Source organism: Methylobacterium radiodurans (assembly GCF_003173735.1).
GTDB lineage: Bacteria > Pseudomonadota > Alphaproteobacteria > Rhizobiales > Beijerinckiaceae > Methylobacterium > Methylobacterium radiodurans.
Map to the genome: position 1 here is coordinate 712,438 of NZ_CP029551.1, position 22,725 is coordinate 735,162.

26 protein-coding genes are annotated in these 22,725 nt (G+C 71.7%); 10 read left to right on the forward strand and 16 right to left on the reverse strand.

From position 1 onward, the window contains the following. Positions 1 to 13 precede the first annotated feature (13 nt). The 3 genes from DK427_RS03110 to DK427_RS03120 all read right to left on the reverse strand — a co-directional run bounded on the left by DK427_RS03110 (position 14) and on the right by DK427_RS03120 (position 1,972). The gene (locus DK427_RS03110; protein ID WP_109949984.1) at positions 14 to 862 is read right to left on the reverse strand and encodes a glycosyltransferase; all 849 of its coding nucleotides are present in this window, start codon (positions 860 to 862) and stop codon (positions 14 to 16) included. Between the two features lie 28 nt (positions 863 to 890). Further along, positions 891 to 1,622: a PIG-L deacetylase family protein gene (locus DK427_RS03115; RefSeq protein WP_109949985.1), complete on the reverse strand. Its 732-nt coding sequence runs from the start codon at positions 1,620 to 1,622 to the stop codon at positions 891 to 893. Positions 1,623 to 1,699: 77 nt separating this feature from the next. After that, positions 1,700 to 1,972 carry a helix-turn-helix domain-containing protein gene (locus DK427_RS03120; RefSeq protein ID WP_109953969.1) on the reverse strand — a complete coding sequence of 91 codons (273 nt, stop codon included), beginning with the start codon at positions 1,970 to 1,972 and terminating at the stop codon, positions 1,700 to 1,702. Positions 1,973 to 2,368: 396 nt separating this feature from the next. On the opposite strand from DK427_RS03120, the gene DK427_RS03125 reads away from it, so the two are divergent. The 6 genes from DK427_RS03125 (at position 2,369) to DK427_RS26625 (ending at position 5,247) form a co-directional block, all read left to right on the forward strand. Then, positions 2,369 to 2,878 carry an META domain-containing protein gene (locus DK427_RS03125; RefSeq protein WP_109949986.1) on the forward strand — a complete coding sequence of 170 codons (510 nt, stop codon included), beginning with the start codon at positions 2,369 to 2,371 and terminating at the stop codon, positions 2,876 to 2,878. 102 nt (positions 2,879 to 2,980) lie between these two features. Continuing rightward, the gene (locus tag DK427_RS26620; RefSeq protein ID WP_204165255.1) at positions 2,981 to 3,148 is read left to right on the forward strand and encodes a hypothetical protein; all 168 of its coding nucleotides are present in this window, start codon (positions 2,981 to 2,983) and stop codon (positions 3,146 to 3,148) included. Positions 3,149 to 3,369: 221 nt separating this feature from the next. Next, positions 3,370 to 4,353 (forward strand): cysteine synthase A, encoded by a 984-nt coding sequence (gene cysK / locus DK427_RS03130; RefSeq protein ID WP_109949987.1) that lies wholly within the window; start codon positions 3,370 to 3,372, stop codon positions 4,351 to 4,353. 116 nt (positions 4,354 to 4,469) lie between these two features. Further along, on the forward strand, positions 4,470 to 4,796 hold the full coding sequence (locus DK427_RS03135) for a hypothetical protein (protein ID WP_109949988.1): 327 nt from the start codon (positions 4,470 to 4,472) through the stop codon (positions 4,794 to 4,796). Continuing rightward, entirely contained in the window at positions 4,796 to 5,101 is a 306-nt protein-coding gene (locus DK427_RS03140; RefSeq protein WP_109949989.1) for a hypothetical protein, read from the forward strand. The genes DK427_RS03135 and DK427_RS03140 overlap by 1 nt, the downstream gene beginning before the upstream one ends. Further along, on the forward strand, positions 5,098 to 5,247 hold the full coding sequence (locus DK427_RS26625) for a hypothetical protein (RefSeq protein WP_204165256.1): 150 nt from the start codon (positions 5,098 to 5,100) through the stop codon (positions 5,245 to 5,247). The genes DK427_RS03140 and DK427_RS26625 overlap by 4 nt, the downstream gene beginning before the upstream one ends. Positions 5,248 to 5,491: 244 nt before the next feature. On the opposite strand, the gene proC is transcribed toward DK427_RS26625, so the two are convergent. The 6 genes from proC to DK427_RS03170 all read right to left on the reverse strand — a co-directional run bounded on the left by proC (position 5,492) and on the right by DK427_RS03170 (position 11,451). Beyond that, entirely contained in the window at positions 5,492 to 6,313 is an 822-nt protein-coding gene (gene proC / locus DK427_RS03145) for a pyrroline-5-carboxylate reductase (protein WP_109949990.1), read from the reverse strand. A gap of 16 nt (positions 6,314 to 6,329) precedes the next feature. Further along, entirely contained in the window at positions 6,330 to 6,839 is a 510-nt protein-coding gene (locus DK427_RS03150; RefSeq protein WP_109949991.1) for a type III secretion system chaperone family protein, read from the reverse strand. Positions 6,840 to 7,128: 289 nt separating this feature from the next. After that, entirely contained in the window at positions 7,129 to 7,413 is a 285-nt protein-coding gene (locus tag DK427_RS03155) for an accessory factor UbiK family protein (RefSeq protein ID WP_109949992.1), read from the reverse strand. A gap of 184 nt (positions 7,414 to 7,597) precedes the next feature. Beyond that, positions 7,598 to 7,858, reverse strand: a complete 261-nt coding sequence (locus DK427_RS03160) for a hypothetical protein (RefSeq protein ID WP_109949993.1) — start codon at positions 7,856 to 7,858, stop codon at positions 7,598 to 7,600. Between the two features lie 132 nt (positions 7,859 to 7,990). Then, positions 7,991 to 8,707: a PhoH family protein gene (locus DK427_RS03165; RefSeq protein WP_109949994.1), complete on the reverse strand. Its 717-nt coding sequence runs from the start codon at positions 8,705 to 8,707 to the stop codon at positions 7,991 to 7,993. A 383-nt stretch (positions 8,708 to 9,090) separates the two neighbouring features. After that, positions 9,091 to 11,451 carry an ATP-dependent helicase gene (locus DK427_RS03170; protein ID WP_109949995.1) on the reverse strand — a complete coding sequence of 787 codons (2,361 nt, stop codon included), beginning with the start codon at positions 11,449 to 11,451 and terminating at the stop codon, positions 9,091 to 9,093. Positions 11,452 to 11,603: 152 nt separating this feature from the next. On the opposite strand from DK427_RS03170, the gene DK427_RS03175 reads away from it, so the two are divergent. Continuing rightward, positions 11,604 to 11,843: a hypothetical protein gene (locus DK427_RS03175; RefSeq protein ID WP_109949996.1), complete on the forward strand. Its 240-nt coding sequence runs from the start codon at positions 11,604 to 11,606 to the stop codon at positions 11,841 to 11,843. A 35-nt stretch (positions 11,844 to 11,878) separates the two neighbouring features. Here DK427_RS03175 and DK427_RS03180 read toward each other — a convergent pair whose 3' ends face one another. The 4 genes from DK427_RS03180 to glnA all read right to left on the reverse strand — a co-directional run bounded on the left by DK427_RS03180 (position 11,879) and on the right by glnA (position 15,629). Beyond that, on the reverse strand, positions 11,879 to 13,036 hold the full coding sequence (locus DK427_RS03180) for a dimethylmenaquinone methyltransferase (protein ID WP_109949997.1): 1,158 nt from the start codon (positions 13,034 to 13,036) through the stop codon (positions 11,879 to 11,881). Positions 13,037 to 13,058: 22 nt separating this feature from the next. Beyond that, positions 13,059 to 13,697 (reverse strand): VOC family protein, encoded by a 639-nt coding sequence (locus DK427_RS03185; protein WP_109949998.1) that lies wholly within the window; start codon positions 13,695 to 13,697, stop codon positions 13,059 to 13,061. A gap of 15 nt (positions 13,698 to 13,712) precedes the next feature. Beyond that, positions 13,713 to 14,081: a hypothetical protein gene (locus DK427_RS03190; protein WP_109949999.1), complete on the reverse strand. Its 369-nt coding sequence runs from the start codon at positions 14,079 to 14,081 to the stop codon at positions 13,713 to 13,715. Between the two features lie 135 nt (positions 14,082 to 14,216). Continuing rightward, on the reverse strand, positions 14,217 to 15,629 hold the full coding sequence (gene glnA / locus DK427_RS03195; RefSeq protein WP_109950000.1) for a type I glutamate--ammonia ligase: 1,413 nt from the start codon (positions 15,627 to 15,629) through the stop codon (positions 14,217 to 14,219). 653 nt (positions 15,630 to 16,282) lie between these two features. On the opposite strand from glnA, the gene DK427_RS03200 reads away from it, so the two are divergent. Then, a complete protein-coding gene (locus DK427_RS03200) occupies positions 16,283 to 16,552 on the forward strand; it encodes a (2Fe-2S)-binding protein (RefSeq protein ID WP_109950001.1) in 270 nt (89 codons plus the stop codon). Positions 16,553 to 16,621: 69 nt separating this feature from the next. Then, the gene (gene bfr, locus DK427_RS03205; RefSeq protein ID WP_109950002.1) at positions 16,622 to 17,119 is read left to right on the forward strand and encodes a bacterioferritin; all 498 of its coding nucleotides are present in this window, start codon (positions 16,622 to 16,624) and stop codon (positions 17,117 to 17,119) included. A 312-nt stretch (positions 17,120 to 17,431) separates the two neighbouring features. Here the strand turns inward: bfr and ada are convergent, their stop codons facing one another. From ada to DK427_RS03220, 3 genes are all read right to left on the reverse strand, one after another. After that, positions 17,432 to 18,532, reverse strand: coding sequence for a bifunctional DNA-binding transcriptional regulator/O6-methylguanine-DNA methyltransferase Ada (gene ada, locus DK427_RS03210; protein WP_204165257.1), 1,101 nt, complete (start codon positions 18,530 to 18,532; stop codon positions 17,432 to 17,434). A 93-nt stretch (positions 18,533 to 18,625) separates the two neighbouring features. After that, positions 18,626 to 19,519, reverse strand: coding sequence for a TIGR01459 family HAD-type hydrolase (locus DK427_RS03215; protein WP_109950004.1), 894 nt, complete (start codon positions 19,517 to 19,519; stop codon positions 18,626 to 18,628). Positions 19,520 to 19,587: 68 nt separating this feature from the next. Then, positions 19,588 to 21,009 carry an EAL domain-containing protein gene (locus DK427_RS03220; RefSeq protein WP_109950005.1) on the reverse strand — a complete coding sequence of 474 codons (1,422 nt, stop codon included), beginning with the start codon at positions 21,007 to 21,009 and terminating at the stop codon, positions 19,588 to 19,590. Positions 21,010 to 21,260: 251 nt separating this feature from the next. Between DK427_RS03220 and DK427_RS03225 the strand changes: the two genes are divergently transcribed. After that, positions 21,261 to 22,574 carry a Gfo/Idh/MocA family protein gene (locus tag DK427_RS03225; RefSeq protein ID WP_109950006.1) on the forward strand — a complete coding sequence of 438 codons (1,314 nt, stop codon included), beginning with the start codon at positions 21,261 to 21,263 and terminating at the stop codon, positions 22,572 to 22,574. Positions 22,575 to 22,725 lie beyond the last annotated feature (151 nt).

Sequence of the window (22,725 nt, forward strand, 5' to 3'; positions counted from 1 at the left end):
GCTGCCGCGCGAGTTAGAACGGCCGCGAATCCGGCAGGCGCGCCGCCGCGACCTCCTCGGGCGTCGGCAGGCGGCGCAGGACGAGTTCCCGGCTCCGGTCCGCCTCCACCAGCCCCAGCCCCGCGAAGGCGTCGAGCCAGCCGTCCATCGGCCAGAAGCCGTGGCGCGCGTGGAAGCGGTTGGCGTTGCGCACGATGTCGGCGACGTGCTGCACCGGCGGGTCGTAGGCCGGGTGGTGCTGGTGCCACGCACGGCCCTCGGCCGCGAACAGCACCGGTACCCCGGCCTCAGCCGCCCGGAAGGCGAGATCGGTGTCCTCGGCGCCGTAGCCGTCGAAACCCTCGTCGAAGCCGCCGAGGCGATCGTAGGTCGAAGCCCGCACCGCGAAGGCGAGTGACCAGAACAAGCCGGGCTGGGGCGCCGGCACGACGCCCGTCTGGGGGAAGCTGCGCACCGGGTGGAGCCGCCCCGCCGCGTCGAGGTCGGCCGCCCGCCAGCCATCCCGCACGGCGCCGGCCGGCAGGTAGGAGACCGCGCAGCAGATCAGCGCGTCGTGCTCCGCCGCGCGGCCCCCGAGGCCAGCCACGAGGTCGGCCGAGGGGATGCAGTCCACGTCGAGGAAGACCAGGATGTCGCCGGAGGCCGCGCGCCGCCCGGCGTTGCGGGCGGCAGCGAGTGGCAGGCCGGCGCCGTCGAGCATCAGCCGCCGCAGCGGGAAGCCGTGGTCGGGCAGGGACGCGTCGTCGCCGCCCATCTCGACCACGATGCACTCGGCCGGGTGCGCGCCGCGCCCGAGGCCTTCGAGCAGGCGCAGCAGGTGGGCCCGGCGGCCCTTGTTCAGGGTGATGACGCTGGTGGGCACGGGGGCTGTTCCGATCTCAGATCCGATCTCAGACCGCGACGAAGCGCTCGTGCGGCCCGCAGAGCCGCTCGATCATCTGCGCCTCCAGGCGGAACCCCTCCGGGTCGTCGGCGATCAGGTCAGTCGTCTGCGAGGCGTGGGCGTTGACCGCCCGCACCTTGGCGTCCCGGTGCGCGGAGACGTCGAGGCGGTAGCCCCGCGGCTCGGGCCCGACCTCGGTCTCGGGTGGTAGGGTCCAGCCCCAGACCGGATACTCGTAGACCCGGGCCATCCCGAGTCGGGGCCGGGCGAGCGCCACGATCGCGGCCGAGGCCTGGTGGTCGCAGTGCGGGTCGTGCCGCCAGGTCACGAAGACCGCGCCCGCCCCGCAGGCGCGCGCGGCCTCCGCCACCGCGTTCGCGGCGGCCTCCGCGGTCGGCCCGTCGCTCGGCACGTGGGCGTCCGGCAGGCGCAGGAAGCTGACGTCCTCCGGTCCCATGCCGAGTTCGGAGACGGCGCGCCGGGTCTCGTCCTCGCGCAAGGACCGCAGGCGCTCGGGCGGGTAGAGCTTCGAGTGGGTGTGCGAGCCGCAGCCGTCGCTGACCACGACGAGTCTCACCGGCCGGCCGAGCCGGCGCGCCTCGGCGATCAGGCCGCCGCAGCCGAGGCTCTCGTCGTCCGGGTGCGGCGCGACCACCACGAGCCCGCCCGCACCCACGAGCGTCGCCAGATCCGCGACGGGGAGCCGATCGGCGGCGGTGAGGAAGTCGTCGACACGCATGGCGCACCCTTGAAGCCGGCGGGATGCGCCGTCCTGTACGGACCGGCAGATGAATGCGGGCTGAGAGCCGGGCGCGCCTACCTGTCGTTCTCGGTGGTCAGGTCCTGCAGCCGTATGCCCTCGCTGCCGCCCCTGGCGTCGAGGCGCACGCCCGGCGAGGGCAGGTCGGTGAAGACGGCGCCGGCAGCCGCGAGCGCGCTGCGCAGGGCCGCGATCTGCCCGGCGGGCGGATCGCCGTAGCCCGCCTCGAAGTCGTGCACGAGCCGCTCGTCGAGGCCGACCTTGCGGGCGAGATCGGCCTCCGACCAGCCGAGCAGCCCCCGGGCCGCACGCGACTGTTCGGGGCTCATCGGCCGCGCCACCGCCCCGCTCTGACCGCCCTCGTCCGATCCCGCCACGATGCCTCTCCCGCCGATCTCCGTCCCCCGACTCGCGGGACAACGCCGATGCGGCGCGGTTCGGTTCCGCGCGGACGGCCCGGCGCGCGCGGAACCCGGGGACGGCGCCCTGCCCCGGCGCGGGCGCGCCTTGACCATAATTGTGCTGAAATTCTATCGGATTGGCGCTGGCGCACGTCCCGAACCCGAACCGGCCATCTGGCATCCGATCCACGGAGGCGTGCGGCGGGCCCCCACGGCCCGTTTGGCGAGCCACTTGCTGGCGCGCCACCTGGCGAAACCACGTGCGGCTCGGTCCGCGCCGCCCCGGGCAGGCGGTGGGACGGCCGAGCGAGAGGGGCGTGAACGATGAGAACGATCCGGATCGCCGCGCTGACCTGCGCGGCATTGGCCGCCAGCACGGTGACGGCGATCGAGGCCCGGGCGCAGAGCCCCAACATCTCCGGCTTCGGCCGCGCCAACCGCACCCCGGGCGGTGAGGAGAAGAAGCCCCAGTACGTGCCGCCGACGAAGCAGACCGAGAAGATCTTCCCGCTCGACGCCACGTGGACCGCGGTCAGCATCAACGGCAAGCCGTTCGCGGGTGCCGACCGCCCGAGCTTCATCATCGATAAGCAGTACCGCGCCCGCGGCTACGGCGGCTGCAACACCTTTGCGGCCACCGCCTTCCCGTTGCGCGACCAGCACCTCGCGGTCGGCCCTCTCGCGCTGACCAAGAAGCCCTGCGACAAGGGGTTGGCCGCCACAGAGCAGGCCTTCTTCGTCGCCCTGCGTACCGCCGCTCAGTGGGACTTGGTGGGCTCGCAACTCGTGCTGAAGAGCCCGAACGGCGAGCTGCGCTTCGATCGCGCTCTTTAACCCTTCGCTGACCATGCGGCCGGCTCGTCCCGCCGGATTCAGCCCACGTTGACCGCCTGCGGCGCCTTCTCCCCTCCGTGATCCACGGGCGGAGCGGCGTGCATGGCGGGCAGGATCGGGTTCGGGAACCAGGCCCCGCTGCGGGCGGAGAGCGCGCGCGATCCGCGCTTCGCCGTGCCGCGCAGCACGCATCCGGGCTCCCTCTGGCTCGCTGCCGCCGCCCCGCTCGCGGCGACGTTCCTGCTCCTCGCGATGCGCTTCGGCGCCTGAGGGCATTGGAGAACGAACTTCCAAGCGCAACCGCGCAGGCAGCAATACTCTTCCCCCATCCGCGAGCCGTCGCCGCGACAGGGAAAAGATTTGTCGAATCCTCAAGTTAGCCCGATTGCCGAGGGCGGGACGACGCGATATCGCCTGCCTTCGCTGCGGGCAGCCCGGGGACGAGATCCGGCGCGCCCGCATCCGAGACGGTTCGATAGAGGGAGATCGCGATGGCCGGCAGCGCAGAGACGACCACCGGGACACGACAGGTCGGGCACGGCCGGGTCTACGGCTCGATCACCGAGACGATCGGCAACACGCCCCTGGTGCGCCTGAACCGGCTGCCGAAGGAGCGCGGCGTCGAGGCCGAGATCCTGCTGAAGCTCGAGTTCTTCAACCCGATCTCGAGCGTGAAGGACCGCATCGGCGTCAACATGATCGACGCGCTGGAAGCCTCCGGCCAGCTCAAGCCCGGCGGCACGCTGGTCGAGCCGACCTCGGGCAACACCGGCATCGCGCTGGCCTTCGTGGCCGCCGCCCGCGGCTACCGCCTGATCCTGGTGATGCCCGAGACGATGTCGCTGGAGCGCCGCAAGATGCTAGCCTTCCTGGGCGCGCAGCTGGAGCTGACACCCGGCCCGCAGGGCATGAAGGGCGCGATCGCCAAGGCCGAGGAACTGCTGAACACCATCCCGGGCGCGGTGATGCCGCAGCAATTCTCCAACCCGGCCAATCCCGAGATCCACCGCAAGACCACCGCCGAGGAGATCTGGGCCGACACCAACGGCCAGCTCGACGCCTTCGTGGCGGGCGTGGGCACCGGCGGCACCGTGACGGGCGTCGGCGAGGTGCTGAAGCCCCGCCTGCCCAACCTGAAGGTCTTCGCAGTCGAGCCCGAGGATTCCCCGGTGATATCCGGCGGCCAGCCCGGCCCGCACAAGATCCAGGGCATCGGCGCGGGCTTCATCCCCGGCAACCTGCACACCGACATCCTCGACGGCGTGCTGAAGGTCTCGAACCAGACCGCCTTCGAGACCGCGCGCGATCTCGCCAAGTTCGAGGGCATCCCGGGCGGCATCTCGACGGGCGGCAACGTCGCGGCGGCGCTGGAGCTGGCAGGCCGGCCCGAGTTCAAGGGCAAGCGCATCGTCACCGTCGCCTGCTCGTTCGCCGAGCGCTACATCTCCTCGGCGCTGTTCGAGGGCATCGGCTAGCCCGAACCCGCGCGTCCGCGGCGGTCGCACTGTTCCGCTGCCGCCGCGGACGCAACCTCGCTGCGCGGCGTCTGTTGTCCCGGCCAGAGACAGGCCAGAGACATGCAGGAGCCGCGATGACGCCCGAGAGCAGCGAGCGCCCGACGCTCAAGGAGTTCGACGCCTACGCCGACCGCAACGGCCAGGATCTCGGCCAGGATTCGGCCCGCGACATCGGCCTGGCCCAGCGGACCCAGAGCGATCTGAAGCGCGACCCGCAGGGGCAGGCCGAGACCGCCCGCATCGCCTCCGGCACGCCGGGGCAGGACGCCACCGACGCAACGGAGGCCGAGACGCCCCGCGAGAATCTCGACCGCCTGCGCGGCGAGGGCCAGTCGGGCGCCACCGAGGAGGCGATCGAGCGCGCGACCGCCGCGGTCGGCCAGGACGACGGGAAGCGCTGATGAGCCCGCGCGAGCCCGAAACCGTCACCCGCAAGCCCGACGACGATGTCGGCACGCCCGGCTCGAGCCCGGCGGGCGGCGGCCGCCAGACCCAGGATCAGGCCGCGATCACCGACATGGATTCGGGCGGCCGCAGCGATGCCGAGCGCAACGCCGGCTGGGACGCGGGCGCCGCCGGCCAATCCCCACCCGCGCTCGGCGGCTCGTCCGGGGGTCATTCCGACCAGAAAGCAGCGCGCGGCCCCGAGGCCGGTCGCAAGGTCGCCGGGGGCCTGAGCAAGCCCGAGCGCGAGGAGGGCGCATGAGCGACGACAAGAAGCCCGACGACAAGCCCGCCAACATCGCGCCGGACGCGGTGAAGGACCCGAACGAGAAGACCGAGGGCAAGCCCGGCGAGGGCCCGCAGGGCGGCGGCACGCAGCGGGACGAGACGGACCCGGGCAGCAGCTGAGGGTTCGGCGCGCCGCTCCCCTCTCCCCGTGCGCGGAGAGAGGGCTCAGCCGACCCTGTTGTGGGCTGAGCGAGCCGGTAGGCGACGGTGAGAGGGCGGTGCCGGAAGAGACTCATCCGACGATACTCCCTCATCTCCGCTTTGCCTGCGCCTTCGCTTCCCGCAGGCACGACGAGGTGCCCGCGGGCCTCTCCCCTCCCGGCGGGGAGAGGGGGCACGCGGCATTCGAGCGACGTGAGTCCGATCAGCCCGACAACTCACCCGCCCGACGCTTGGCCGCGGCGACGGCCTCGTCCATCAGGCGGCCGAGGCCGTCCGCCCGCATCAGGATGTCGAGAGCCGCGGCCGTGGTGCCGCCGGGCGAGGTAACGTTCCGGCGCAGCTGCGCCGCCGGCTCGGGGCTGACATCCAGTAGGGCGCCCGCGCCGGTGACGGTCGCCCGGGCGAGCCGGGCCGCAACCTCGGGCGCGAGCCCGGCCGCGATGCCGGCCTCGGCCAGCGCCTCGACCAGCAGGAAGACGTAGGCCGGCCCTGAGCCCGAGACGGCGGTGACCGCGTCGATCTGAGCCTCCGCATCGAGCCACTCGGTGAGGCCCGCGGCCGAGAGCAACGCCTCCGCGACGGCGTGCTGATCGTCCGAGACCTCCGGGCTCGCCACCGCCCCGGTCGCGCCCCGCCCGATGCTGGCCGGCAGGTTCGGCATGGCCCGCACCACGGCGCGGGCACCGGGCAGGCGCGCCTTCAGGTCCGCGATGGTCTTGCCGGCCAGGATCGAGACGACGAGCGTATCCGGGCCGACGAGTGGTGCCAGCGCCGCGGCGGCCGCCTCCAGCCCCTGCGGCTTGATGCCGAGCACCAGCACAGCGCTCGGGGCCGGATCCGCCGGGTTCAGCGCGATCCCGCGCTCGGCGCAGAGCGCGGCGATCGCCTCGGACGGCGTCGGGTCGAGGATCGTGACGGCGCGCGGGTCGAGCCCGGCCTCCAGCCAGCCGGCGAGCATCGCGCCGCCCATCTTGCCGGCACCGACGAGGGTGAGGGAGGCGGGCAGGCGGGCAGGTGCGGTCATCGGGTGCGCAGGCTCCTCAGGCCTCGCCCTCGGTCTCGAACAGCACGGCGTCGAGGGCTTCGCGGGCCGTCTTGCCGGCCCAGAGGACGAACTGGAAGGCCTGATAGTAGCGCTCGCAGGCATCGACCGCCGACTTCATCAGCGTGGCGCATTGCGGGTGCGTCGGGATGATCCCGCCCGTCAGCAGGAGCGCGTGGCGGAACATCACCACGTTGTCGCTCGACCAGAGGTCGAAATGGCCGATCCAGAGCTGCTCGTTGACCAGCGCGATCAGCCGCAGCACCTCGACGCGCTGGCGCTCCGGCACCTTGAGGTCGAAGGCGCAGGCGACGTGCAGCGCCTCCATGTCCTCGATCCAGGTGAAGGCGAGGTGGTAGTCCGTCCAGCGCCCGGGGCTGGTGACGGACATCTCGTCGGTCTCGGCCCGGTCGAAGATCCAGTCGCGCAGGGAGGCCAGGCGCTCGACCACGTCGAGCGGGTGCTCGATCCGGTCCTGGTCTTCGATGTCGACGTGAAGCTGGGGCATGACGATCCGGACTGGCGGCCGGGGTCCGGCCGCAGTGGCATGATGTTGGTAATGCAACCGAGCGTCCAAACGCGCCCCAACGCAGTAAAGCTCGACCATCCGGGGTCTTGAGCGATGATGCGACGGGTCACGTTCTGTCGGTCATCGGTGCGCTCGGGCGAATCAGAACCTGACCGACTATAGACCGGGCGGGAGTCGCGACACAAAGCGGGCCGCCCGTCCGGTGAACAGGAAACGGAACCGCGGGCGCCGCTTCCCTGTGCAAAAGCCGAGCGCCCAGCGGCCCGGCTCAGACGCCCTCGCTCGCCCCCGCCGCGCTGCCGGCCCTGTCCCCGAGCTTGCCCTCCAGCACGGCGACGCGGGCGGCGAGCGCCTCGTTCTGGGTGCGTAGCGTGCTCACGAGGTCGCGCAGCACGTCGACCTCCTCGCGCGAGGCGATGTCCATGTCGCGGATCAGGCGCTCGAACTGAGCGCGGACCACGGTCTCGGCCTCCCGGCGCACGCCCTGCGCGGCCCCGGCCGCGTCGGTCATGATCCGGGCGAAATCGTCGAACAGGCGGTTGGAGGGGGGCATGGTCGTCTCCCAGGGCGCCGGACGTGCGGCTTGGCTCTGCGGGCCGGCATCTCACGCGGGGGGCCCGGAAGGGAATCCCGGACGGCCGCGGCAATCTGCCTGCATCCACAGGCGCCGCTCCGCCAGTCCTCTGATAAGGAAACGGGGCCCCGAAGGACCCCGATCCGTCGCGCGAGCGCGCTGCTCACATGTTGCGCATCATGTGCCGGCGCATCATCCGGCGCTCCATGTGCCGGCGCACTGCCCGGCGCTCCATGCGGCGCTCCATGTGCCGGCGCATCGCGCGGCGCTCCATGCGGCGCTCCATCGGGGTCATCTGCACGTGCGTGACGGCGTCGGGCGCGGTGACGCCCGCGGGGATGCCGGGGGCCGCGGAGGCCGGACCGGCGAGGGCGGCGGCCCCCATCGCGGCGGCGACGGCGACGGCGAAGGTCAGTTTCCTCACGAGAGTTTCCTGGTCTCGAATATCCGGGCGCGGCACCCGGTTCATCCTCCCGTGCGGGAGGTTCGGAGCAGATTCTCGTGCCCAGCGGGCACGACGGACCACCGCAGGAGCCCGCCGTGCCCAACCCTTCAATCAGAGATTGGTTTCTTCAAAAGCCTTCACCCACTCGGCGCAGATGCCCGAGCGGACGATGTCGTCGCGGGTGAACTCCACCACCGGGATCGGCATCATCCGGCTCTTCACGAGGTGGATCACGGTGCGCAGGCCGGATGTCTCGCGCAGGTCCGTCTGCGAGACGTCGCCGTTGATGATCACCTGGCAATCGTCGCCGATGCGGGTGAGGAACATCTTGATCTCGGCGGTGGTGGTGTTCTGCGCCTCGTCGAGGATCACGAGGCAGTTCTTGAAGGTGCGCCCGCGCATCACCTCGAAGGGCACGATCTCGATGTCGCCGGTCTTCAGCGCGATCTCGAAGGCGGCCTGGCCCATGCGCTCCTTCATGGCCTCGGTGAGGGGCGCCACCCAGGGGGCGATCTTGTCTTCCAGGGTTCCGGGAAAGAAGCCGAGCGAGCGGCCCGAGGGGACGTTCGGCCGCGTGATCACGACCTTGGCGATGCGGCGCTGACGGAGCTGGTCGGCAGCGCGGGTGCCGGCGATGAAGGTCTTGCCCGTTCCGGCGGGCCCCAGGACGATGACTTGCGCGTGCCTGGCGAGGGCGTCGAGATATTCGCCTTGTCTGTCGGTCAGGGGTTGAATCGGGCTTAAACAACGTTCCTCGTCGAACCGGGTCCGGTGCACCCGGGCACCGCGATCTTCCACCAGCTCAAGTCGTGCGCGCCGTCTTTTCATCGATCAACACTCCACCTGGACTTGCCAATCTGGAACTGTCACTGCGCCGTCGTCGAAAACCTTTTATTCAGACCTGTTTCGCCCTTTGCACCTCAATGGTGGACCGTGTTCACGGGTTCCATCGCGGCCGCAGATGCCTGTGCAAACCGGCACGTCTCAGGCAAGCAACGGCCGCACCAAGCCAGCGCGCGTGCGCGAGCTTGGGAGTAGCTGTTGCAATTCGGAGACGATCTTGAGGGCGGTGCCGGATCAGGCGCTGCCGCGCCGCGGGGTGGACACAGGATGACACGGCATCCGTCACGCCCTCGATCCTGACTCGCCGCGAGGCGATTCCGGCCGGTCCTGCCGCCCTGAAAAGTCCGGGCTTGAGCCGGCGGGACAGCTCACCCCGGCTGGAGGAAGCTGTCGAGCACCATCTTCCGGCCGGCCTTGTCGAAGTCAACGGTCAGCTTGTTGCCGTCGACCCCCGCGACGGTGCCGGGCCCGAACTTGGTGTGGAAGACCCGCTGGCCGCCCTGGAAGGCCGAGGCGCTGCCGGTGGATTTCGCCACCAGTTCGCCCTCGATCTGGCGGGGACCGCCGGAACCTCGGCCGGACGAGGCGCCGAAGCCGCGCCCGTTGGTCGCGGCCTGCGCCCGCTGCCAGCCGGGCGTGCCGTAGGAGGAGCCGAAGGGCGCCGGGTTGCGGTCGAAGCGGGAGGCGCCCGCCGAGAAATGCGCCGGAGCCTCGACCACGTCGACGGAGGCCTCGGGCAGCTCGTCGATGAAGCGCGAGGGGATGGTCGAGGACCACAGCCCGTGGATGCGGCGGTTGACCGCGAATGACAGCTTGGCGCGCTTGCGCGCCCGGGTCAGGCCGACATGGGCGAGGCGGCGCTCCTCCTCGAGCCCCGCCCGCCCGCTCTCGTCGAGCGCCCGCTGATTCGGGAACAGGCCGTCCTCCCAGCCGGGCAGGAACACGGTGTCGAACTCTAGGCCCTTGGCGGCGTGGAGCGTCATCAGCGAGACGCGCTCGGCCCCTTCCGCCTCGGAGGCCTCCATCACCAGCGAGACGTGTTCCAGGAAGCCCGCGAGATCCGGGAACTCCTCCATGGAGCGGACGAACTCCTTGAGGTTCTCCAGGCGCCCGGCCGCGTCCGCCGAGCGGTCCTTCTGCCACATCTCGGTGTAGCCGGATTCCTCCAGGATGGTCTGCGCCACCTCGGAATGGGGCTGGCTCTCGACCGAGCGGGCCCAGCGGGAGAAGCTTTCGGTCAACGCGCGCAGGGTCGAGCGCACGCGGGGCTTCAGTTCGTCGGTCTCGCAGAGGCGCCGGGCGGCGAGCAGCAAGGGCACGCGCTCGGCGCGGGCATAGGCGTGGAGTTGCTGGAGCGTGGCATCGCCCAGGCCGCGCTTGGGCGTATTGACGATGCGCTCGAAGGCGAGGTCGTCGGCCGAGTTTGCGGTGACGCGCAGGTAGGCCAGCGCGTCGCGGATCTCGGCCCGCTCGTAGAAGCGCGGGCCGCCGACCACCCGGTAGGGCAGGCCGAGCTGGACGAAGCGGTCCTCGATCTCGCGCATCTGGGCGGAGATGCGCACCAGCACGGCGATCTCGGAGAGGGGGTGCTTCTTCCCCTGCAGCCGCTCGATCGCCTCGGCGATCTGGCGCGCCTCCTCCTCCGAATCCCAGGCGCCCGTCACGGTGACGCGCTCGCCCGGCTCGTCGTCGGTGCGCAGCGTCTTGCCGAGCCGCCCCTCGTTCCGGGCGATCAGCCCGGAGGCGGCGGCCAGGATGTGCCCGGTCGAGCGGTAGTTGCGCTCCAGCCGCACCACGACGGCGCCCGGGAAGTCGTGCTCGAAGCGCAGGATGTTGTCGACCTCGGCCCCGCGCCAGCCGTAGATCGACTGGTCGTCGTCGCCCACGCAGGCGACGTTGCGGTGTCCCTGCGCCAGCAGGCGCAGCCAGAGGTACTGGGCGACGTTGGTGTCCTGGTACTCGTCCACCAGGATGTAGCGGAAGCGGCTCTGGTAGTTCTGCAGGATGTCCGGATTCTCGCGCCAGAGCTTGAGGCAGAGCAGCAGCAGGTCGCCGAAGTCGACGGCGTTGAGCGTCGCGAGCCGGGCCTGGTAGGCGGTGTAGAGCGCGGCCCCCTTGCCGAAGGCGAAGGCCTGCCCCTCCCCCGCCGGGACCTGCTCGGGCCCGAGGCCCCGGTTCTTCCAGCCGTCGATGGCGTGGCTCAAGGCGCGGGCGGGCCAGCGCTTCTCGTCCACGTTCTGGTCGAGGATGACCTGCTTCATCAGGCGGAGCTGGTCGTCGGTGCCGAGGATGGTGAAGTCGGATTTCAGCCCGACGAGCTCGGCGTGGCGGCGCAGGATCTTGGTGCCGATGGCATGGAAGGTGCCGAGCCAGGGCATGCCCTCGCCCGCCGGCCCGATCAGGGTGCCGATGCGGTGCTTCATCTCCCGGGCGGCCTTGTTGGTGAAGGTCACCGCCAGGATGTCGTAGGGCCGGGCGCGCCCCGTCGCGATCAGGTGAGCGATGCGGGTGGTGAGAACCCGGGTCTTGCCGGTACCGGCGCCCGCCAGCACCAGGACCGGCCCCTCCGTGGTCTCGACCGCGCGGCGCTGCTCCGGGTTCAGCCCGTCGAGGTAGGCGGCCGCGTCCGGGCGCAGCCCGCCCATTGCGCGGGCGGAGATCGAGCTGCCGGCACCCTGGGACCCGGCGGCCCCGGCGGCACTGGAAGCGGCGTGCGGAGGGTTCTGCATGGGATCCTCCCTGGACCAAAACGCGAACGGCGTCGAGGGCCGGCGCCCGGCCCGGACAGGCCGTGCCGGCTCGTGTCGCGGGCCCTGCGCAGGAACCCGGCGGGTGCTCGCACGTCGTTCCTGCATACGATCACGGCAACAGGAGGATCGCCATGCGCCTCGCACACGTCACCCTCGCCGCCATCCTGGCGCTCGCCGCCGGACCGGCCTCAGCCCAGGTCCTGTCGAACCCGACTTCGACCAACCAGGCGCTGACCAACCAGAGCAACAGCCGGTCCAACCAGATCGGCACCACGAGCCAGAACAACGCCGCCCGCATGGAGATGCAGCGGAGCCAGACGGCACAGCCGCCGGCCCCGCCGAGCGGCGTCGTGGGCGCGCCGCGGCGCTAGGGGCGCCTCGACCCGACCCGCTCCGCAAGGCCGTGTCAGCCCTTCAGGGCGCGAAGCGCCGCGAAGGGGCTGGCATCGGGATCGGGCGCGGGCGGGTTCAGCACAGGCTCGACCTGCGCCAGCGCGTCGGCGAGCGAGAAGGCCGCCCCGCTCTGGAGCCGGCCGCCGGCCGCGTCCCGGTGGCCGCCGCCGCGGAACTTGCGCGCGCCGTCGAGCGCCGTCTCGTTGTTCGAGCGGAAGGAGAGCGTGCCGACCCGCTGCACGTTGACGACGCGGCGGGCCCGGCCGGCCTCCATGATCAGGTCGGAGATGCGCTGGAAGGCGCCCGAATCGAGCCCGAAGGAGAGCAGCGTGCCGTCCGAGAGCGGCCGGAACAGCTCCTCCGAGCGGGCGAGCGCGCGGGCGACGCGCATGCGGGTGGTGAGGGCCGCGTCGTCGTCGGGATCGCCCGCCATCAGGTCGTCGACGAGGCGGAGGCGCACGGCACCCAGCCGGGCCTCGATCTCGGCCGGGCTGAGACCCTCGCGCAGCAGCGCGGCGAGCGCCAGGAGCAGGCCGCTCAGGAAGCGGTCGTGCCAGGGATGGCCCACCGGGATCAGGGTCGAGACGTTGTCCCAGAAGGCCTCGTCGAGGGCGAGGCCGCCCAGAAACTCCGGTCGGTCCTTGCGCCAGAGATCGAGGGCGTCGACCGCCGCGACGAGGCTCGCGAGGTCGGCGTCGCCCTCGCCGGCCTCCGGCGCGTAGAGCGCGCGCTGCTCGTAGGCCATCCGGGTGGCGCAGCGCTCCGTGTCGATCAGCACGACGGTGTCCGGGTCGCCGGCATCGAAGCGCTTCAGGGCGGGCCGCTCGGGATCGTCCTGCGGCTCCAGCTTCTGGGCGCGCAGCTGGTCGATCGAGGAGGCGTGGTGGTCGAGCACCACGAGGCGATGGCGCCGCTCGGCCTCGCGCTTCAGGTTCATCTGCGCGAAGCGGCGGATGAAGGTGACGGCGACCTCCTCCAGGCCCAGATCGGTGAGGATCAGCAGCTCGGGCGCCTTCGTGCGCTCCAGCCGCTTCAGCTCGGTCTCGACCACCGGCCCAACATCCGAGTAGCGCGGGATGTGCACCACCCGCCGCACGTCGCGGAACCGGCCGACGACCGTCGAGGCGCCGTAGCCGTCGAGGTCGTGATGCGTGAGTTGGGTGGCGTTCAAACCGTGTCTCCTCGCGGGCGGCTCAGGCCAGCGTGCGCGGGCCCGACGGCGTCTCGATCTCCGCCGTGTAGCGGAATACGGGACCTTCGCGAATCTCCGGCGAGTCGATGAGGCCGATCTCCCGGTAGAGGGCGGCAGCCGCCTCCGGGTCGGGATGGTCGAGCCGGAAGGCGAGGAGCCGCGCGCCGAGATTCGGCATGGCGCGGGCCGGATTGCCCTCCGGACCCCACGCCATCAGGCAGGGCGCGAGGCCGTCGAGCGGCAGCGCGCCGTCGTCGCGCACGCCGAAACGCCAAGCGAGCGCGCCGCGCGTCATGCGGGCCGGGCGGCCGAACAGGCCGGGCCGCTGAGCCACCGCGCCGTCGAGGTCGTCCGTGCGCGCCACGAAGGCCCGCAGGCGCCGTCCGGCCTCCCAATCGGCCCGCACCCCGCCCGCATCGTCGAGGCCGAACCAGCGCGGGCGGCCGGGATGGGGCGCCTTGGGATCGACCGCGATCACTTCGAGGAAGAGCGCCTCGCCGAGGCGCAGCAGGTGGTTGCGCGTGCCCATCTCGCGGTGGCGCCCGCCCTCGGGAATGTCGAGCTCGAGGCTCTCGCGGACATGGGCGATTCCTTCCGCGAGGGTGGGGGCGACGACAGCGAGGTGGTCGAGGGTGAGCATGCGGGTCCTTCGCGGTTACAGCCCCTTGCGCAGCTGATCGTGCACGAAGGCCAGGAAAGCGAGAAACTCCTTCGCTTCGAAGAAGATCACGTCGGATCCGGTCAGGCCCCAGAGCTTGCGCAGCTCGTCCGGCGACAGGTCGCTCTGCAGGACCTGTCCGATGAAATCGCGCAGGCGTCGGCGTTCCTCACCTTTGAAGTTCCGCAGGGCAGAGTGGGCGGCGTCCCTCAGGCCGTCGTGTTCAAGGTCGGTGTCCTGATGGAACCGCATGCCGAAAGACCGGAATTCCGGGGTCGGCGGCAGGCGGCCGAGCCGCTTCTTCGTCCGGTTCCGCTTCTTCGTCCTCTGGCCCACAGCGATCAGCCCGATCCGCGCCTGCGCCACCGATCCTAGGCGAGGACTTTCCGCCGGCCCAAGCCGCGATGCCGACCTTGGAACGCGAAACGCCGGAGCCCCTTCCAGGGCCCCGGCGCCGCGTTCCGTCCTGACAGGCCGGGCGTCGCCGCCCGGCCCGTCCGCTCAGAGCGAGTAGTACTGCACGAACTCGATCGGGTGGGGGGTCATCTCGTAGCGCAGCACCTCGGTCATCTTCAGCTCGATGAACGAGTCGATCTGGTCGTCCGAGAACACGCCGCCGGCCTTGAGGAAGTCCCGGTCCTTGTCGAGGCTCTGGAGGGCCTCACGGAGCGAGCCGCACACGGTCGGGATCTGCTTCAGCTCGCGCGGGGGCAGGTCGTACAGATCCTTGTCCATCGCCGGACCCGGATCGATCTTGTTGAGGATGCCGTCGAGGCCGGCCATCAGCAGCGCCGAGAAGGCGAGGTAGGGGTTCGCCATCGGGTCGGGGAAGCGGACCTCGACGCGCTTGGCCTTCGGGTTCGTCGTCCACGGGATGCGGCAGGAGGCCGAGCGGTTGCGGGCCGAGTAGGCCAGCAGCACCGGGGCCTCGTAGCCCGGGACAAGGCGCTTGTAGGAGTTGGTCGAGGGGTTGGTGAAGGCGTTCAAGGCCTTGGCGTGCTTGATGATGCCGCCGATGTACCAGAGGCATTCCTGGGAGAGATCGGCGTACTTGTCGCCCGCGAAGAGCGGCTTGCCGTTCTTCCAGATCGACTGGTGCACGTGCATGCCGGAGCCGTTGTCGCCGTAGACGGGCTTGGGCATGAAGGTCGCGGTCTTGCCGTAGCTCTGCGCCACGTTGTGGATGCAGTACTTGTAGATCTGCATGTGGTCGGCGAGCAGCGTCAGCGTGTCGAACTTCATGCCGAGTTCGTGCTGGGCGCTCGCCACCTCGTGGTGGTGCTTCTCGACCTTCACGCCCATCGACTGCATGGCGGCCAGCATCTCGCCGCGCATGTCCTGGGCCGAATCCTGAGGCGGTACCGGGAAGTAGCCGCCCTTGGTCTGCACCCGGTGGCCGAGGTTGCCGCCCTCGTAGTCGGTGAAGCCGTTGGTCGGAAGCTCGGTCGAGTCGAGCTGGAAGCCGGTATGGTAGGGGTCGGCGCCGAACTTCACGTCGTCGAAGACGAAGAACTCGGCCTCGGGGCCGACATAGATCGTGTCGCCGATGCCGGTGGAGCGCAGATACGCCTCGGCGAGCTTGGCGGTCGAGCGCGGGTCGCGGGAATAGGGCTGGCCGCTGGACGGCTCCAGCACGTCGCAGACGATCGACATGGTGGAGGCGGAGAAGAACGGGTCCATGCAGGCGGTCGCCGGATCCGGCATCAGCAGCATGTCGGATTCGTTGATCGCCTTCCAGCCGGCGATCGACGAGCCGTCGAACATGGTGCCGTCCTGGAAGATCTCGTCGTCGACGAGCGAGACGTCGAAGGTGACGTGCTGCCACTTGCCCCGCGGATCCGTGAACCGGAAGTCCACGTACTTGACGTCGTTGTCCTTGATCTCCCTCAGGACATCCGCTGCGGTCTTTGCCATCCCTGGGAATCTCCTTCAGTCCGGGCTTGCGCCGAATTTGCCCCGCGCGGTCGCGAGGAGGCGGCGCGTGAGCGCGCCGGGCGGCCTTACAGGCGGGGATGGCGCAAGGCTAGAGGGATTCGGGGAGAGGCGAAACCCGTTGCCGGCTTTAAGTCCTTGTCGAAACAGGAGTCTCACGTCCCGTTCTCGCTGCGTTGCGGGATGACGAAGGGCGGTCCCTGTCCGCACCCGACCACCGGACGCGCTCCACGGGCGCCGATCGGACCCGTCCGCATCCGGATGCCGGGAGCACCGGCCGGCCTCTCGGACATTGTCCGGACGGAGCGCGGGCCTTCCTCTCCCACGGGATCGTGGCGGCCGGAGGCAGCGCGGTGAGCCTGCGTCACCGTGTCCGTCGCACCCTCCGGAAAGGCGCCGGATCGAGGGCGGTTGCTTCAGGGACGGCCGATTCGATTGCGCGAGGGTGAAACGAGCACCCTTGACCGCCGCCCGGGGCGGTGCCATGTGTCGCCGCGCTAAAGCGTTGAAATCGCTCTAGTTTTCAAGAGTTCTAATCTGTCGCGCTATGCAGGGGCCCGCCGGAGGGCTCCGGATCGAAGGACGGCCGAACGGCTTCCGGCCGGCCGAGAACCAAGCCAGGGTTCGCGGATCGCATGATCGTCTGTTCCTGCAACGTCCTGTCCGACGGCGCCGTGCGCGGCTGCCTCGACCCGGGTCCGGCCTGCCCGCGCACGCCGGCCCAGGTCTATGCCTGCCTCGGCTGCAGCCCGAAATGCGGGCGCTGCGCCCGCACCATCCGGTCGATCCTGCGCACCGCGCTCGCGGAGGCGGCCGAAGCGGACGCCCATGCCTGCTCGGCGTCTTGCGCGAGCGCGTGCAGTCTGAAACAGTTCCAAACAGCGGACGAGGAGCTGGCCGCCTGACAGGTGCCCGACGGTTCTCGAACCGGGCGCCCATCTCCTCGCGTTCCGACAACGGAGAGAGACTGGGGCATGAAGGGCGACACCAAGGTCATCGAGTACCTCAACCGAGGCCTGCGCAGCGAGCTGACGGCGGTCAACCAGTACTGGCTCCACTTCCGCCTGCTGAACGACTGGGGCTACGTCGACCTCGCCAAGTTCTGGCGCAAGGAATCGATCGAGGAGATGAACCACGCCGACCGGTTCATCGACCGGATCCTCTTCCTCGACGGCTTCCCGAACCTGCAGGAACTCGACCCGCTGCGGATCGGCCAGACCGTGCAGGAGATCATCGAGTGCGACCTCGCGGCCGAGAACGAGGCCCGGGCGCTCTACCTCGAGGCGGCCAAGTACTGCGACTCGATCAACGACCGCGTCTCGAAGCGCCTGTTCGAGGACCTGGCCGAGGACGAGGAGGGCCATATCGACTTCCTGGAGACGCAGCTGGAGCTGATCAACCAGATCGGCCTGCCGCTCTACGCCCAGCGCCACATCGGCGGGCTGGAGCAGATCGCGCCCGAGACCGAGTGAAGCGTCGGCCGTCCCGGGACTTCGGGCCCGGGACGGCTCTCATCCGAGGGGCTCTGCAAGCGCGCGTGTCGCGCATCCGGCGAACGCCCTCGCGACTCTCCCTCCCCCCTCTGCGGGGGAGGGTGGGCCGGCCGTCAGGCCGGGTCGGGTGAGGGGATCCCAGCGTCAGGATCGGGCCGTGCCCTGCATGACGGCTGCACCTCTTCCGTTCGCGTGGTTCCCCTCTCTGCGGGACTACGTCCCGACCGTCACCCTTCGGGTGCCACCCTCCCCCGCAGAGGAGGGGGGAAAGTCGCGGACGTCAAAACCGCATCACGCCTCCCCGCACTCCCCCGCCTCCCGCGCGAGAAGCGCCCGCTTGCGCTCCACGCCCCAGCGGTACCCGGAGAGCGCGCCGTCCGAGCGCACCACCCGGTGGCAGGGGATCGCCACTGCGAGCGCGTTCGCGCCGCAGGCCATCGCCACCGCCCGGACCGCCGCCGGCATGCCGATCACCCGGGCGATCTCGGCGTAGCTCGCGGTCGCGCCCACCGGGATCCGGCGCAGCGCCTCCCAGACCCGCTGCTGGAAGGCGGTCCCGCCGATGTCGAGAGGCAGGTCGAGGCTCCGCCCCGGCGCCTCGACGAGGCCGATCACCCGCGCCATCCAGGCCTCGAAGGTCGCATCGCCCCCGACGAGCTCCGCCGCGGCGAAGCGGTCCTGCAGGTCGCGCACCAGCGCGTCGGGGTCGTCGCCGAGCAGGATCGCGCAGACGCCCCGCTCGCTCGCCGCCACCAGGATGGCGCCGAGCGTGCAGGCCCCGACGCCGAAGCGGATGCGGGCGCCCGCCCCGCCCCGGCGATAGGCGGTCGGGCTCATGCCGAGCCGCGCGGGCGCCTCCGCGTAGAAGCGGCTCGGGGCGTTGTAGCCGGCCTCGTAGAGCGCCGCCGTCACAGTGCCGGCCTCCTGCAGGGTGGCGGCGACGCGCTCGGCCCGGCGCGCCCGCGCGTAGGCCCGCGGCGTCACGCCGGTGACCGCGCGGAAGACCCGGTGGAAGTGGAAGGGGCTGAGGCCCGCCTCCGTCGCCAGGGCGGCGAGCGCCGGCTCGGTCTCGGCGGTCTCGATCCGGCGGCAGGCCCGCGCGACCATCGCGCGCCGCCGCGCCTCCGGCCCCGCCGCGTCCGGCCGGCAGCGCCGGCAGGCGCGAAAGCCCGCGGCCTCGGCCTCCGGCGGTCCGGCATAGAAGCGGACGTTCTCGCGCTTGGCCGCCCGGGACGGGCAGCTCGGGCGACAATAGACGCCGGTGGTACGCACCGCGAAGACGAAGCGGCCGTCCGCCGCGGCGTCGCGGGCCGCGAGCGCCGCCCACATCCCCGCCTCGTCGAGGGGGACGGGGGTTTCAGAGGGCGTGGGCAGGATCGAAGCAACAGGCATCGCGCCAGTTCCGGTCTGGAGGCCCCGCGGGGCCGATCGTCCCATCCTGCGGGTCGCGTTAGGCCTCGGCATCCCGCGCCTTGCGGCCGAATCCTACCAGACCAGGCGCTCGATCACCGCGTCCGGCCGCACCGTCTGGGCGGCGAGCCAGTCTGCGATCTCGCCGAGGCGATGGTGCTCGGCCGTGACCCCGAGTTCCTCCGCGTGGATGCCCCGGGCAACGAGGAGGCTCGCGATGCCGAAGCCGCGCGCGCCCGCGACATCCGTGCGGATCGCGTCGCCCACCGCGATCACCCGGGCGGGATCGGGCGGCTCCTGCCCGTCGAGTTCGCCGGCCCGCGCCAGCGCCGCCTCGTAGACCGGCCGGTGCGGCTTGCCCGCGTAGACGACCGTGCCGCCGAGATCCGCGTAGGCCGCGGCCAGCAGCCCCGCGCAGGGGATCAGCCGCCCGTCCGCCTCGACCACGAGATCGGGGTTGGCGCAGATCATCGGGACGTCCCGGGCGCGGAGCGCCGCGAGGGTGTCGCGGTAATCGTCGGCCGTCTCGGTGCGGTCGTCGAACAGGCCGGTGCAGAGCACGAGGTCGGCGGCCTCGGCGGAGACGAGGTCCACGTCGAGACCGCGGAAGATGCCCGCATCCCGCTCGGGACCGAGATGGTAGAGGCGGGTGCCGGGCCGGTCGGCGATCAGCGCCCGGGTGAGGTCGCCCGAGGTGACGATCGCGTCGTAGGCCTCGCGCGGCACGCCGAACCCGTCGAGGATGCGCCCGACGCCCTCGCCGGGCCGCGGCGCGTTCGAGACCAGCACCACCCGGCGCGGGCGCTCGGAGCCGGGCAGGTGGCGGAAGCGGATCAGCGCCTCGCCCGCGCCCGTATGCGCCCGGCGGCCGTCGTGCAGCACGCCCCAGACGTCGCAGAGGATCAGGTCGTAGGAATCCGCGATCTCCCGGAAACCGGAGAGCGTCGGGATAGAAGCGTGCTCGGTCATGCCTGGTCCTGCGGCGGTCGCGGCGTCCGGTTAGGCGGACGGGGCACGGAAGGCAACGCCCGGGGACCTCAGCTCGCCCGGCGCAGGAAGGAGCGGAAGGGCCGCCGCTGCGGCGGCTCGGGCGGCTCCGGCGGTCCGGCCTCGGCCGGGGGGGCGGCGAGCACGTCGGCCCGCACTGGGCGGGGCGCTGCGAAGACCGAGCCCTGGGCCAGCGCCACGTCGAGGTCGATCAGGTCGGGCACGTCGCCCTCCGCCTCGACCGACTGCGCCACGAGGCGGATCCCGGCCCTGGCGAGCGCCGTCACCAGATCCTCGACGGCGATGTCGGCGAGGTCCGGCCGCTCCGGCCGCAGCAGCATCCCGGCCGGGATCTTGACCTGCCCGACGCCGGCGCGCGCGAGGGCTGCCCCGTCGAAGCGCAGGTCCTGCGGCCGGTCGAGGACGAAGCCGACCTTGCCGCGCAAGGCGCCGAGCGCGCCCGCCTGCTCGGCGTCGAGGCTGCGCCAGCTCGCCTGCGGCAGGGCGAGCACGAGGCGGCCGGCGAGCCCGGCATCGTCGGCGACGAGCCGGGCGAGCCAGCGCAGGAAGCCGGGCTCGTAGAGCGAGAGCGGCGAGAGGCCGTAGGTCACGCTCGCCTCGCTGCCGCGACTGCCGAGATGGCGCGCGACGGTGGCGGCGCGCTGGAGCATGCGGCGATCGAGTTCGGTCGTGCGCCCGTGCCGCTCCAGGACCGGCAGGAAATCCTCGGGCGCGAGGAGGTCGGTGCCCGCGCGCAACCGCGCCAGCGCCTCGTAGGCGACGACCTTGCGCTGCGGCAGGGTGACGACGGGCTGGAGATGCACCTCCAGCCCGTCCTCCTCGAAGGCGGCGATCAGCGCGGCCTCGGGCAGCGGCTCGGGACGCGGCAGGACCGTGCGGGGCGGAAGAGGCCTGGCCGGCGCGGGCGCAGGGGCTGGCAGGGGCGCAGGCACGGGGGCCGGCTCGGGTGCGGGACGCCGCGTCGCGGGCTCCGCGGGCACGGGCCGGACCGGGGGTGGGACGATCGGCTGCGGGACGGCGGGCGCCGGGCGCGGCGCGGCGGGTACGGCCGGCGGACGGGCAGCCGCGGCCTTCAGGCGGGCGACCTCCGCGTCCTGGACGCCGACGACTGCAGTGAGGTCGCGCACGATGCCGCTGAGCAGGCCGATCTCGACGCCGAGTTCCGAGATCTCGGCGGCCAGCCCCGCCTGCTCCGGCTCGGGCCGCGCGGCGGCGAGCGCCTCGGCGCGCAGCAGGCGCTTGGAGAGCCCGTCGACCTCGCGGGAGAGCACGTCGCAGCGCGCCCGCAGGGCGGTGGCGCGGGCGTGGGCGGCGAGCGCTCCGACTGCACCGACGAGGGCGACGGCCAGCGCCCCGGCTCCCGGCCAGAACACCGTGAGGGGCCCGAGGACGACGGCGGCCACCACCCCGAAGGCCAACAGGCTCGCATGCCGGCCGAGGAACCGGAGCATCGCTTGGGTGACACCTGCACGAGATACGCGGTGCGAGGACCGGTCGAGTTCGGCCGGTCCGGAACGCGCTCACGTTGTCGCCGAGGGCCGCCGGGCCGGCAAGGTGGCGGGCGCTAACCCCACCGGTTTTTGCCGCGGTGTGACATCGCGGGAGTAGCGCCCCCGCCCGGCAGGTCGCCGCTGGTCCGGAACCCCCGCGCGAGCGCCCTGATTGGCGGGGCGAGATCCCTCGCACAGCGGACACATTCCTGATGACGGACGACGGCGCGCTCTCCCGGCGCAACCTCTTGGCGGCGGGCGCCGCGATAACGGGCGCGCTCACGGGCGCCGTCGGCCTGGCCGGCCGCGCGAGCGCCGCACCGCCCGCTCCCTCCGTGCCGGCAGATACGGGCGCGGTGCAGGGAAACCGGGTGATGTTCCCGAACTGGCGCGGCGAGGGCGACAAGCCGCCGGCTCCGACCCCGGCCCCCCAGCCGGTCGCCAGGCGCACCGGCTACTGCGTCGTCGGGCTCGGGCGGCTCAGCCTCGACGAGATCCTGCCCGCGCTCGGCCAAACCAAGCACGCGCGGCTCGCCGCCGTGATGTCGGGCTCGCCCGAGAAGGCCCGGCTCGTGGCGCAGCAGTACGGCGTGCCGGAAGACGCGGTCTACGGCTACGGCGACTGGGACAGGCTGAAGGCCAATCCGGACGTCCAGGCCGTCTACATCGTCACGCCGAACGCGGTGCATAAGGACAACGTGCTGGCGGCGGCGAATGCCGGCAAGCACGTGCTCTGCGAGAAGCCGATGGCGGCCAATTCCGCGGAGGCGCGCGCGATGATCGCGGCCTGCGAGCGGGCGAACGTCCGGCTGATGATCGCCTATCGCTGCCAGTACGAGCCCTTCAACCGCGAGGTTGTGCGGATCAGCCGCGCGGGCGAGTTCGGTCGCCCGCGCCTGATCCAGGCCTTCAACGGCCAGACGTCCGGCCTGCCCGAGCAGTGGCGCCTGCGCCGGGCGCTCTCGGGCGGCGGCGCGCTGCCCGATATCGGCATCTACTGCCTCAACGGCGTGCGCGCGCTCCTCGGCGAGGAGCCGGACCGAATCACCGCCCAGGTCTACTCGCCGTCCGGCGACGGCAAGTTCGCCGAGGTCGAGGAGAGCGTGAGCTTCACCCTGAGCTTCCCCTCGGGCGTGATCGCCCAGTGCCTGACGAGCTACGGCGTGCACGAAGCCCGTCGCCTCACGGTGCACAGCGCGGGCGCCGAGATCGATCTGGACAACGCCTTTGCCTACACGGGCCAGCGCCTGTTCGTGACCCGCCGCAGCGGGAAGATCGTTGCGAAAGACGAGCGGATGCTCGTCCACAAGAATCAGTTCGCCCTGGAGATGGACCACTTCGCCCGCTGCATCCAGGAGGGCCGCCGGCCCCGCACCCCGGGCGAGGAGGGCCTGCAGGACCACGTGCTCATGGAGGCGATCTACGAGGCGGCCCGCACCGGCGCGCCGGTCAAGGTCGGGCCGCCCGCGGGCGCCGGGTCGGGCCTCGACGTCACCCGGGGGCCCGAGCCCGAGGAGGCCGGCTAGGGACCCCTCCCCCGCCGAGATCCCGGGACCTTTTCCGTCCAGGATCGACTCGCTGCACGTTCGGGTCAGATCTTTAATCCGCAAAAACACGCGTCCGCACGAAAAATTTTCCGAGCCTCCGGCAAGAAAATTCCGGTTGCCAACGCTCGCA